This window comes from Bacillus jepli (assembly GCF_047238305.1).
Taxonomy (GTDB): domain Bacteria; phylum Bacillota; class Bacilli; order Bacillales; family Bacillaceae_L; genus Ferdinandcohnia.
On record NZ_JBDFMO010000001.1, the window covers coordinates 1,521,765 to 1,534,565 of the forward strand.

General features: G+C 37.3%; 9 protein-coding genes and 1 pseudogene. 2 read left to right on the forward strand and 8 right to left on the reverse strand.

All coding sequences use genetic code 11. From position 1 onward, the window contains the following. Positions 1-635: 635 nt before the first annotated feature. Positions 636-1,148, reverse strand: a pseudogene (locus tag ABC371_RS07595) (peptidoglycan recognition protein family protein); the annotation flags it as partial. 648 nt (positions 1,149-1,796) lie between these two features. Here ABC371_RS07595 and gloA2 point away from each other — a divergent pair. Further along, complete coding sequence (gloA2, locus tag ABC371_RS07600) at positions 1,797-2,183, forward strand: SMU1112c/YaeR family gloxylase I-like metalloprotein (protein ID WP_412896236.1); 387 nt, start codon at positions 1,797-1,799, stop codon at positions 2,181-2,183. A gap of 307 nt (positions 2,184-2,490) precedes the next feature. Then, complete coding sequence (locus tag ABC371_RS07605; protein ID WP_412896237.1) at positions 2,491-4,584, forward strand: amylo-alpha-1,6-glucosidase; 2,094 nt, start codon at positions 2,491-2,493, stop codon at positions 4,582-4,584. A 286-nt stretch (positions 4,585-4,870) separates the two neighbouring features. Here the strand turns inward: ABC371_RS07605 and ABC371_RS07610 are convergent, their stop codons facing one another. The 7 genes from ABC371_RS07610 to ABC371_RS07640 form a co-directional block, all read right to left on the reverse strand. Beyond that, complete coding sequence (locus tag ABC371_RS07610) at positions 4,871-5,929, reverse strand: BtaManbiosPhlase (protein ID WP_412896238.1); 1,059 nt, start codon at positions 5,927-5,929, stop codon at positions 4,871-4,873. Between the two features lie 67 nt (positions 5,930-5,996). Continuing rightward, on the reverse strand, positions 5,997-6,962 hold the full coding sequence (locus tag ABC371_RS07615) for a DUF1861 family protein (protein ID WP_412896239.1): 966 nt from the start codon (positions 6,960-6,962) through the stop codon (positions 5,997-5,999). A 16-nt stretch (positions 6,963-6,978) separates the two neighbouring features. Further along, positions 6,979-7,917: an MTP-1 family protein gene (locus ABC371_RS07620; protein ID WP_412899296.1), complete on the reverse strand. Its 939-nt coding sequence runs from the start codon at positions 7,915-7,917 to the stop codon at positions 6,979-6,981. Continuing rightward, positions 7,907-9,541, reverse strand: coding sequence for an alpha-glucosidase (locus ABC371_RS07625; RefSeq protein WP_412896240.1), 1,635 nt, complete (start codon positions 9,539-9,541; stop codon positions 7,907-7,909). Before ABC371_RS07625 ends, ABC371_RS07620 begins: the two co-directional genes overlap by 11 nt. A gap of 237 nt (positions 9,542-9,778) precedes the next feature. Continuing rightward, positions 9,779-10,606, reverse strand: coding sequence for a carbohydrate ABC transporter permease (locus tag ABC371_RS07630; RefSeq protein ID WP_412896241.1), 828 nt, complete (start codon positions 10,604-10,606; stop codon positions 9,779-9,781). Then, positions 10,593-11,471, reverse strand: coding sequence for a carbohydrate ABC transporter permease (locus tag ABC371_RS07635; protein WP_412896242.1), 879 nt, complete (start codon positions 11,469-11,471; stop codon positions 10,593-10,595). The genes ABC371_RS07630 and ABC371_RS07635 overlap by 14 nt, the downstream gene beginning before the upstream one ends. Next, a complete protein-coding gene (locus tag ABC371_RS07640; protein WP_412896243.1) occupies positions 11,471-12,799 on the reverse strand; it encodes a sugar ABC transporter substrate-binding protein in 1,329 nt (442 codons plus the stop codon). Before ABC371_RS07640 ends, ABC371_RS07635 begins: the two co-directional genes overlap by 1 nt. Positions 12,800-12,801 lie beyond the last annotated feature (2 nt).

Here is a 12,801-nt window from a genome sequence, read left to right on the forward strand (position 1 = left end):
GAACATGCATTTCTTCAATTACGGGATGAATGGGCTGGTTTTTGTTTTTTGAATGAAATACCTAATGGGGAAAAATGATCTATCTCCTTAAGATACAAGGATCATCCTTGTTAATCATGAGGCAAAACTTAAAAGGTTTGTATCAATCACAAAAAGTGCCCCTGTCTGCGAAAAGATATGGACTACAAATGGAAAAATCCTTGGTGTTTAATTTTTCCATTTGTAATTGATTTATTCGTTTACTTAGGTGCACCGTACACATTCGCATTTTTGTAGCGTGCTTTTAACAAGTTTACGATATCCTGTGCTTCTTTATGAGTGACGTTTTCTACATGTACACTGTATGGCCAATCTAAAGGCTTTGGACTAATATCCACAAAGTTAGGGTCTGCAGTGCGGTATTTGCCGTCATGACATTTTACCATTCTTCTGCCATCTACGATTAATTCTTCCGTAATTACAAATGAGTGTCCTTTATCACTTGTACCGCTCATAATATCCCAACGAGGAGTATCATAGAACCAAAGACCATCATTTTTTACAGTTAATCTTTTACCGACATACTCACTGTTTTCAACGATTTTAACATCTGCATTAGAAGGTCTTTCTAACAAGGCATTTTCCTCCTTTTTACCGATAAATTCTTTTTCAACGTCATTAATAAACTGAGACCATGTGATTCCATATCTTTTTAATGCATTATCAGGGTCACTTCTTCTCTCAGGATCCAATGTTTTATGTGAGACAATATGTGTTCTAGGTTGCAAATTAAATGTCTTACAAAGATAAGCGTGGTACCAAACATAGCGCTTGTAGGCTTCTTGAAAATTAATACTACCGCCCCAACATAATTCAACACCTATTGCTGTATCATTTGCATCAGCACCAAAAAGTCGATTATCCGCCGGTTTATTGTATTGGACATGCCATGCTTTTTCATTCAACGGTATAATTTCTAAAATAACTTTATCATCAATGAAGGCATGGGCACTTGCGCTTGGTTGTTGTTTATTAAAATAGTTCCAATTTTGATAAGCAGTTGACCCAGGATTACCAGTGTCATGACTTACAATAAAACGCACCTTTGAAATCTTTTGCCCTGAACGAGAATTTCCCATACGTATATAATCTCGTGTAATCTGGTACATTGTTTACCCTCCTTTACTGATAAAATATGTTAGTCCGTTAATTTCGTACATGATGTAACAATCCTTTAATTTAATTTTAAAAAAGGAATTACTTGGTCTGGTTCCAAATAAATTGTCGTAACAGTTGGTTAGATACAGTTTCAATCAAATAGGGTTAATGTATTTCCACAGGAAGTTGAGGATTTTTTTGTGGATATACGTGATATCCATGAAGAGACACGTTAGAGTCCTTATAGACTGAGTGATGGAAGTTGAAGGGATAAAAAATTGATGTTGAGATAACGAACAACGATTTCAAACAAAACTTGTGCAATGATGACGTGGCTTTACAAATTCAATTAAACGTTTGTTTGAATCAATTGGGTGAGATGAAGGATGTTATGAATTGAACTGTTATACAATTAATTTAATAACTTAATATAGTAAATGGTGGGGATATTAGTGGTCCGACAGCTTACCGTAAGTTATTTAGCTCAAGTTATGCATTGTCGGTATTTCATTTTTTATCGTATTGTTAAAGAGAGCACTAAGATTGTATTTTTAAAATCGTTAAACGATGTGTTAGATTAAAAGAGTCATAGTATTACTGAATAATAGATAAATAGGATTTTTTGAAGATACCATTAATAGAAAAATAGGAGGTTCGCTATGAAGATTAACCATATTCATCATGTAGCAATTATTTGTTCGGATTACGAGAAGTCCAAAGACTTTTATGTAAATAAGTTGGGGTTTACGGTATTAAACGAAACGTTCCGTGCGGATCGTGCATCGTACAAGCTAGATTTATCAGTTGGGGATACCTATCAGATTGAGTTGTTCTCTTTTATGAATCCTCCAAAAAGACCAAGCTATCCTGAGGCAGCGGGTCTTCGACATTTAGCTTTTGAAGTAGATGATATCGAAGAATCGGTGAAGGAGTTAACATCAAAAGATATCCGGGTAGAAGATATACGTATTGATGAAATAACAGGAAAGAAGTTTACCCTTTTTAAAGATCCAGATGATTTAACTTTAGAAATTTATGAACATTAGCTATTAATAAAAAAGGTAGAAATGAAAATAGACATATTATAATAGAATAAAAAAATCCCGATTTTTAAAAATCTGTATTAATCGGATGATTCTTCAATTTGTTGAATTCAAACAAGCGTTTGTTTAGCGATATAAGTCAGTAATGCCATGAAGATGATAATTCAATCAATCGTTTGTTTGAATTATTTTAGTGAGGATAAGGGATTTGTCAGTTAAGCTGTTATATAATTAATTTAGTAGCCTACTATAGGGAAATGAGGGACCCAGAAATCGAAAATGTAAACGTTATCGGATTAGGAGGAATTTTATGTCATTTGTATCTTTAAAACATGGTGAAGTCTTTTCCGTTACGAATCAGTATGGAGATATGGACGAAACACTCATAGGTACAGGGATTTATTATAAAGACACGAGATTTTTAAAGCGTTATGTGATGAAAATCAATCATCAACCATGCATTTTCTTAATGAAAAAGAACAACAGGGGTATCGAAAATCGTTTTAGACTAAGTAATGAGGATATTCATACAGGTGATGACCATTTCGAAAAGATGGATTTAGAAATAAATCGATCCCAGCTCATTTATGATGACATTTTTTATGACCAAGTAGAAATTACAAACGGGAGTCAAAAACAGATTCGTTGTTCCGTAAGTTTTCAGCTGGAAGCCAGTTTTGAGGATATATTTGAAGTAAGAGGCGCAAAGAGACAAAATCGTGGTCATTTGAAAATGCCATCAATAAGGGGAAATGGGCTTTATCATGGTTATGTGGGTCTTGACGGATATGAAAGAACGCTTAAGATTACTGGATCAAAGGGAGTTCGCATCGCAAAGAATGAAATAACGTACGATCTATCCCTTGCGCCAGGGGAGAAGGAGACCATTGAGTTAGCTTTTCAAGTATCGATTAACGAGCAACCCATTAAACAACCATTACGGTATCAAGAAGCTAAACAATTAGCACAACAAAATCTTGATATTTGGTTAGATAGTCAAACAAAGATTATGACTAGTAATCAAAAGGTTAATAAAACAATCAGACAAGCAGAACAAGATTTGTATATGTTAGCAACGGACATTGGACAGGGGCATTTTCCGGTAGCGGGTATTCCTTGGTATTGTGTACCGTTTGGTAGAGATTCTATCGTAACCGCTATACAAACACTCGTTTTAGATCCTTCTATAGCAAAGAATACATTGCGTACACTTGCAGTCTTGCAAGGTGAAAAGTTAAACAGTTGGAACGAAGAAGCCCCGGGTAAGATTCTTCATGAGATGCGAAACGGAGAGATGGCGAATCTAGGGGAAGTCCCTTATCAACGCTATTATGGAAGTATTGACGCAACACCGCTGTTCATTGTTTTATTTGCAGCAACCGTTCGCTGGACAGGAGATGAAGACATATTAAATGAACTTTTACCGGCTGTTGAAAAAGCACTGTTTTATTTAGAAAAATATGCAGATCTGGATGGCGATCAGTTTATTGAATTCGATAATCAAGTAAGTGGTGGACTAGTTGTACAAAGTTGGAAGGATTCTACTTACTCTTTGGTTCACAAGGATGGGAAGCACTCGGAATCTCCAATGGCCGTTGTGGAGGTACAGGGATATCTTTATGATGCCAAAATAAAGATGGCAGAGCTCTATGAGTATATGGGAAACACAGATAAAGCGAACAAGCTAAAGCAAGAAGCTGCTGACTTAAAAGAAAGATTTAATTGCTCTTTCTGGATGGAAGACGAAAAGTATTATGCGTTAGCACTTGATCATAAGAAAAAGCAAATTCAAACCATTACTTCTGACCCTGGACATGCCTTATGGTCAGGAATTATTCCGACTGATAGAAGTGAGGATGTAGCGAACAAACTCTTAGATGATGGGTTATTTTCCTGTTGGGGAATACGTACGATGAGCAAGTATGAGAAGGTATATAGCCCTGTAGCGTACCATAATGGAACCGTATGGCCGCATGACAACTCGATTATTGTCTTAGGATTAGCGAAGTATGGGTATTCAGCACATGTGAAAAAACTGGTGAGTGCTTTATTTGCGAGTGCCGAACAGTTTGAAGCGAATCGTTTGCCCGAACTTTTCTGTGGATATGACAATCAACAAGAAGAAACGATTATCCCATATCCGGTTGCGTGCTCTCCACAAGCATGGGCGGCAGGAACGCCATTTGCATTAGTACATGCTTTACTAGGTTTACAGGTAAATTCACATAAGAATGTGATGAAGGTAAATCCGATTCTACCTGACGATATGGATTGGATTGAGTGCAATGGGATTCGAGTTGGAAAAGGATTTATTGATATAATGGTTAAGAAAGAGAATGAAGAAGTTGTTTTTGACATCTCTTCTAACACATCAGGTTTAGAGGTTGAATCACGAAAAGAATAATACGAAGTGAATTTATGTTAGAATAGCAAACGCCCGATTAGGAGAAATCTGTACTAATCGGGCGTTTTTTTAAAATGTCGATTTCAAACAAATGTTTGTTTAATGATTCAGCACAATGGTACCACGTGTATTTTAATTCAATCAATCGTTTGTTTGAATTATTTTGGTGAGCAAAAGGGGTTAGTAAGTGATGTTATACTCTCAATATTAGAATCTTAGTATAGCAAAAGTTCATTTTCTCCGAAAAAAATGAGTCAAGGAACTTGTCTCCTTGACCCACCACTTTTTAGTAATATGTTAATGAATCCAATATTTCCGTAAGACTCAATTCCGCACAAGCCATGGATGTATCGGCAACTCCATAATACATTTTGACAATGTCGCCTTCTACGAGTGCTCCGCATGAAAATACCACGTTTCCGAAGAAGCCTTCTACTTCATAGGTTGCTTCTGGTTCGAGTATTGGTTTTTCTGAACGAGCGATTATTTTTGTAGGGTCTTCTAAGTCGAATAAGACGGCACCCATACAGTATCGGTTGTCTTTGCTTGCACCATGATAAAGCTCAAGCCAGCCTTTATCGGTTTTAATTGGCACAGCCCCAGCTCCAATGCGAGCATCATCCCACATATTGTTGCGGAGTCCAAATAAAAATTGGTGATTTCCCCAGTATCGTAAATTGTCTGACTCTGCAATCCATACTTGAGGTGCTCCTGTTGCACTCGGTACAGGACGATGTAGGGCATAGTATTTTCCGTTGATTTTTTCAGGGAAAATTGTGACGTCTTTATTTTCCGGACTAAAGATCATGCCATGGTGAACAGTCTGTTTAAAATCCTTTGTCGATACTAGTGATTCTCCTACCCCCATTGGAGAAATTGCACTGAAGTATACATAATATGTATCTTCAATTTTTGTGACACGTGGATCCTCAATACCAAAAGTTTCATGGATATTGGATGGATACACAAATGGTTTATCATCGATTGTAAAACGACGACCATCTTTACTTCTAGCTAATCGTAAATAAGAGAGGGATGTTAAATAGACGAACTTATTTGTTTCTTTATCCAAAATTACGCGGGGATCAGAAAAATCATATCTTGCATCGTCTTTATTTAACTCAATTATTTCTAACTCATTAGTTGTTGGATTATACACAGGTGCTTTCACAATGTTCGGATCTTCACTTAGCGGTCTTTCAGCGATCCTTAGTACGAGGAGAGTTTCCCCATTATATTCTGTGACCCCGGCATTAAATGCTCCAATGACTTCAAAATTCTTATGGTATGGTGTGACATCCATTGGTGTGATTAATGGATTCTCTTCATAACGATAAATCTTCATTTATATTACTCCTATTATTTAATTTGAACGGGTAAAACCAATTCAAATTGTATTTTAATTATCTAAACTAGCCCAACTTTCTTTCTACAATATCGCCATATCCTTCAAACGGATTGTCGATGGTGATTCTTCCTTCTTCTGTATCACCAATCCCACTATAAAGATCGACTTTTCCGTCAGGTCGTACAGTGATTCCTGAAGTAAATGCACAATCTATAAGATTAGGTAGTTTTGCAGGGCCATCTGGGTAACATGAACGTGTACCGATGATTTTTTCATCTAGCACTTGATGTGTTTTTGGGTCAAAAACAAAGGAGACGTTCATGTATACCTTTAATTCTTCGCCGTCATCAGCGAGTTGATTGTAGCATTTATGTCCAATCACTCCGATATTCCCACTTGATAAGAGGTAACATTGGTTACAGCCACCCCATTCATCCTTACCGAATAAACCTTCGATGATAGGAGCATTTTCGATCACTTCAGCCGTTAATTCACTCAAGTGATTAATTGTTGTAAAGCCAACAATCGACTCGCTGCCATATTTTTGGCGGATTTCTTCGCTTCTCGGTCTTGAAAAGACGCCAATTTGGTTATTTTCTAACTGAACGAGACGAATATCTTTCATGTATTCAGGACCAGTTGTAAAATAATATAAATTATCCAATTCTGTTCCTTTATAGAAATAGGCAAAAAATGTATCAATCTCACCTTGTTTATAACGGACGTGGGTTCCTCCCATCACTAGTTCATGATTGATGAACGCAATGTATGGGTCTTCCAACTGATAAATCATCGAGTCACGAACTAAAGTCCATTCATCCTGTCCAGTATTTTCAAATAAACGAACCCATGAGCGAGCCCATTCATCACGCTTTTCTACTCTTCCAAAGAGATAAGTCTTATCTTTGTATGAAAAAGGAATGGATGTGTTATAGACATCAAATCCATCTACACCAATAAAGGTGAGTTTTGCAGATTCATAGACGTTCTTTGTTTTTTCAAACTGCTCTCTTTTTTCCGCTAAAGTCATGTGTGAAAAGCTCCTTTTATTGTTCAAATTGTTTAAATGGATCAGGGATGATTATTTTCTGTGCATCAGCATCACTAATGCCTGCATATAATTCTGCTTTTTCGTCAGAAGTCCGAACCAGTCCACCGCTAAATACAACATCGAGTAAATCAGGACGCTTAGTTGGACCATCCAAGAAATCTGCTCGCTCGGCGATAATTTGAATGTCACTGTACTCACCATTTTCTGGATCTATAACGAATACCATTGAATAATAGTGACGATCTCCTACATCATCAAAGCGGGCAATATGTCCTAAGACACCGAGCTGACCGTTTGAAAGAAGATGGATTTCATTAGCGCCACCCCATTCTTCATCCAGAAATTGATTCAATAAAGGGGCATCGTTGATGACTTCAACTGATAACTCTTCTAGTGTTTTTACTTTTGTAAAGCCAATTTTTCCTCGACCCCCTTTTTTCCCTTGAGGACGGGTAAATATACCGATGGATCCATCTTTCAACTCAACCAGACGTAAATCCTTCATGCCATCTGGACCTTCAAAGAACTTTTCTAGGCTCGCAATATTTTTTCCGCGATAAAAAGCTGTTCTCCAGCTTAATGCACCTTGTAGGGTAGGGTGTGGAAAAATTTCGACACCACCAAAAATCAACTCTTCACCAATCTTTGTAAAGAATGGATCCTGCAACTTAAAGACCCGACTATTCTCTCTTTGGATCCATTGACCGTCATGGTTTACAAAAAACATAACTTCAGAATGTTCGCTATCTCTGCTTTCAACTCGACCGGCAATCACCAATTCTCCCTCATCTTCAAAAGGGGCAGTTATGTTATATACATCCTTGCCGGGAACACCGGTAAAAGGAATGCGCATTTTTTCATAAGGTTGTTTGTTATTTTTACGGTATTCATCTAGTAACTGGATACCAGAAATTGCTTTTTTTTCACTTGGAATGAACACGAGGTTCTCCCTCCTTTTTTTCAACAATGATTGCCTCATATGGAAGAATCTCTAATGACTTCTCGCTTAAAATGGAGCTTCTTCTCGAGGATAATAAGACAATACAATTTTCATCTAAAGAAACATGCGTATGTTCTTCATTAAAATTCAGATAGACCATCACGGTTGAATCTTCATAATTTCTTTCGTACATTAATAGATTGTCTTTCTCTTCAAGCTGTATATAGTTCCCAACGGATAATGCAGGAATGTCTTTACGTAATTCGATTAGCTTCCGGTAGAAAGAAAGCATCGATTCAGGATTGTCTAGTTGATTCTCAACCGTCACATTGTTATCTGGTAATGAAATCCACGGTTCCACCTCAGAAAAACCGAAATACTTGGTGGATTCCCATTGCATGGGTGATCTAGAACTGTCTCTTCCATTGCGATTGGCCTCGGCTAATGCTTCACTTTCATTTTTACCGGCATCAATCGCTAACTGATAAGCGATCACCCCTTGGACATCCTTCATCTTTGAAATATCATCAATGACAAGGTCACGCATTCCAATTTCATCGCCAAAATAGATAAACGGAACTCCTTTTGCTGTTAGCATGAGGGTAGCCATGAGTTTCGCAACTTCTTCTTCATAGCCCTCAACAGCAAACCTCGAGATAAAGCGTGACATATCATGACTGCCAAAAAACAGAGTCGGAAACTGATCATCACGATATTGGTCATCCATATCTACTAATTGTTTATAGATGTTTCTAACATCTAGTGTTGGAATACTACCTAGATTAAATTGAAACACGACATCCAGTTTATTGTTGCCGCAGTATTCTTTTAATATAGTTAAATCCTCTGAACCCACTTCTCCCACTAAAAATTTATCAGGGTAGGCATGTACAAAAGTTGAAATTTCTTTTATGACTTCAAGAATTCCTTCTTGGTCTTTGTCATATAAATGAACTTGTTTTTTTGTTTCAGGATCAATCGGATTATCAGGAAAGCTTGTGTGTAATGTTAAATGATTGATGACATCGAGGCGGAAACCATCGACCCCTTTGTCAAGCCAAAATTTCATGACATCGAACAACGCTTGTTTGACTTCAGGATTTGCCCAATTCAAATCAACTTGTTCTTCAGCAAAGCCATGATAGTAATATTGACTCGTCTTTTCATCAAATTTCCAAGCTGAACCACCCATAAAGGATTCCCAGTTATTCGGTTCCTTGCCATCTGCAGGATCCTTCCATATATACCAATCCCGTTTTGGATGGTCCTTTGAAGATCTTGATTCGTGAAACCATTGGTGCTCAGATGAAGTATGATTTAAGACAATGTCGACGATTACCTTCATGTTTCTGAGATGAGCCTCATTGAGAAAATGCTCAAAGTCAGCCATGGTTCCATAATCCGGGTCAACGGAATAATAGTCGGAAATGTCATAGCCATTATCGACCTTAGGGGATTGATAAAACGGAGTTAACCAGATTCCATCAATCCCTATATCAGATAGGTAATCTAATTTTGAAGTAATACCAATAAAATCACCGATACCATCGCCATTGCCATCACAAAAGCTTGGCATATAAATTTCATAAAAGACTGCTTTTTTCCACCATTTATCCACAATAAACCTCCATATTAATATGTGTTCAAAAAGGAGGATGAAAAGGACCAAGAAGTTCGAGGCGGCGAAGCTTTGAGCACCGGAACGTATGTAATTAATACGTGAGGAGCAGAAAAGCAAGCCAACGAGCTTCCACAGGATGTGGTGACTTCGACGTTCGACACAGGAAGTGTCGGTAGTTAGTCGAAGTTCCTCTATCGATGTGTCATTTCCACCGGACTTTTTGAACATCCTCTATTACTTAAGTGTAAATTGCATACCTTCTTGGAACTTCTTCGAGAAGAACAAGAATAAGATAATCACTGGGATGGTTAATAGAACCGATGCTGCATACATTGGTCCAGGATAACCGCCATAAGGACCAAACATTTGAGAAATGAGCACGTTTAGTGTCAGCATTTCATCACTGCGAACCGCAATCATATCCCATAATAATTCTGTCCAACGCTCTGTGAATAAAAATAGGAAAATAACAGTTGTGATCGATTTCGACATCGGTAAAATAATTTTAAATAGAATCTGCAGGTTACTCGCGCCGTCTAATTTCGCGGCTTCAATAAATGTATCCGGTATGGCTCTAAAGAAATTGGTGTACATGAAAATTGCCCATAAACTAACTGCCTTCGGAATAATTAAACCGAGATACGTATCATACAAACCTACTCGTTCGATAATTAAGAAAGTAGGGATTAATAAAATTAAGGCAGGGAAGAACATATGAAACAGGACAAAGTTGTTTACGAAATCTCTGCCTTTAAACACTAATTTTGATAGGGCGAAGGAAACCAACACGCCTATTAGCATCATTAAAAAAGTAGATGCAAAAGAAACAATTACACTATTGAGGAAAGCATTTAACCATGGACGAGCAATTCCTGCATCTCCACCTGTAAATAACCATTCATAGGAACGTAATGTAAAATCAGTTGGAATCAATTTTTTATCCACTTGAGTCCAATCAGCAAATGAATTTAAAATCAGATAGATGAATGGATACACCATCAACAGTAGCAAGATAGTTGCAATAAGGTAACGACCTATATAATTTTTTTTAGCTCCAACCATTTCGTTTACCCCACAATTCAACAAGTTTTCTAAGAATATAGATAGAGACAAATGTAACAACAGCTGCAATTAAAGCGATCGCTGAAGCATAACCAGCCTGTAGGTTCGTGAAGGCTCTTGTGAAGATTTCCATTTGCCATGTATTCGTTGCGTTATTAGGACCTCCGCCCGTTAATTGATACACTTCCGTAAAGATCCCGAAGCTTACACCAATCGCTAAAATTAATACGGTATACAATGCTGGGTACAATTGTGGAATGGTAATTTTCCAAAGCGTTTGCCACTTTGTTGCACCGTCAATTGCCGCAGCTTCATAAATTTCTTTATTTATCCCTGCTAAACCTGAGAATAAAATCAATCCATAGTAACCGGTAAATTTCCAAGCAAGCATGATAGACACTACAATTAATGCGGCGGTTGGGGTTCCAAGCCAGTCAATATTAATTCCTAATTTTTCTCGTAAGAACGTATTGAATGGACCATTATATGAAAGAATTCCATTGACAATTAATGAAGATACAACGCCAGAAGATAAATAGGGAAGAAAGAAGCCTATTAAAAATAACCCTTTAAATTTTGGTAGTCCGTTGACAACAATGGCAACCGTCAATGACAATGCCACAACAATTGGTACGTAAATAATCAGGAATTTATAGGTATTAAAAAACGCTGCGTGTACACCAGGACTTTTTACCGCTTCAATAAAATTAGAAAAACCAACAAAGTTAAACTCTGGTGAAATTAAATTCCAATCTGTAAAAGCTAAGAATAACGACCAGATTAGAGGTATAAAGAAGAAAATAATTCCAAAAAGAACGTATGGGCTAGTGAATAGCCAGCCCATACCGTTTGTTGTTTTTTGCATTACTTAAGTTCCCCCTCAATAGCCTTCAACATATCATCCCATGCTTGTTCAGGATCGATTTCGCCTTTCACGATTTTGTTGAATGCATATTGTCCGATATATGTTTGAATCTCGTTGTATTTAGAATTTCCCATTGGTGGAACACCGTTTGCGACTGCATCTGCATATGCTTTCATTACAGGTTTTTCTTCAAAGTAAGAAGCAAATGCATCGTTTGTTCCTAAGTCATCTCTTGCTGGAGGAAGGTCTGTAACTTGAAGCCATTTTAAATCAGCTTCTGGATTGGAGTATACCCACGTTAAAAACTCCATTGCCGCTTTTTGTTCTTCTTCTGTTGCAGAAGCATAGATTACGACACCCTTCGCATCAGCAAATGTTTTTGCATTTTCTGGGTCCATGTTGTCTGGAACAGGTGGTAGACTTAGTGTATATGTTTCGTTATATACCAATTCAGGATACTTTTCCTTCCAAGTGGATCCAGGAGTCCAAGGACCAACATCTGTAAAGATTCCTGTGCCTTCTTCAAAAGGATCTGTTACTTGTGCTGTTAATACGGCATCTTCATTGACTAGATCTTGAACAAATTCAAATACTTCGATTCCAGCATCTTTATCTCCTACAAACTCATTTCCTTGTACAAATGCATTTCCATCAGATGCGGCATTGTAGAGCATAAAGAAGTCAAACCATCTTTTCCATGCTGTTGGGTCTGCTAAATCTGGTTTTGCCCAAACGTATTTATCAGGATATTTTTCTTTTAATTTTTTCGCAACATCTAAAACTTCACTATATGTTTTTGGTGCTTCTTTGTATCCAAGTTCATTTAAAATATCCAATCTCCAGCCAAATAGCATGGAATTTGAGTAAATTGGGAAAATGTATTGACTGCCGTCGCCTGATTTCCAGCTTTCAATGGTATCTGTCATTTGACGTGTACTTACTAATTCCTCAAAACCTTCAATTTCGTTTAAAGGAACGATTGCTTTACTTTCAGCTAATAGTGCGCCAAACCCACGGTTAATGTTTTCTGACATTGTTGGTGCTTGTTTAGCTGCAATGGCTGATTGAATACTTGCTTCAGAAGTAGGGCTTTCTTTAATGGCAGAGACATTAACTTTGATATCAGAATTCTCTTTTTCAAATTCCTTCGCCATATCAGACCAGAATGCTTGTTGAGTTGGATTTGGAGCTGCCCAAAATTCAATTGTGGTGACACCATCTTCTGTTTTTTTAGAAGAAGAATCATCTTTACCTGTAGAACAACCAAATAGAGCGGTTGCAGACAATCCAAGCGTGACCAGTAATGTAGCCGTTTTTTTGAACTTCATGT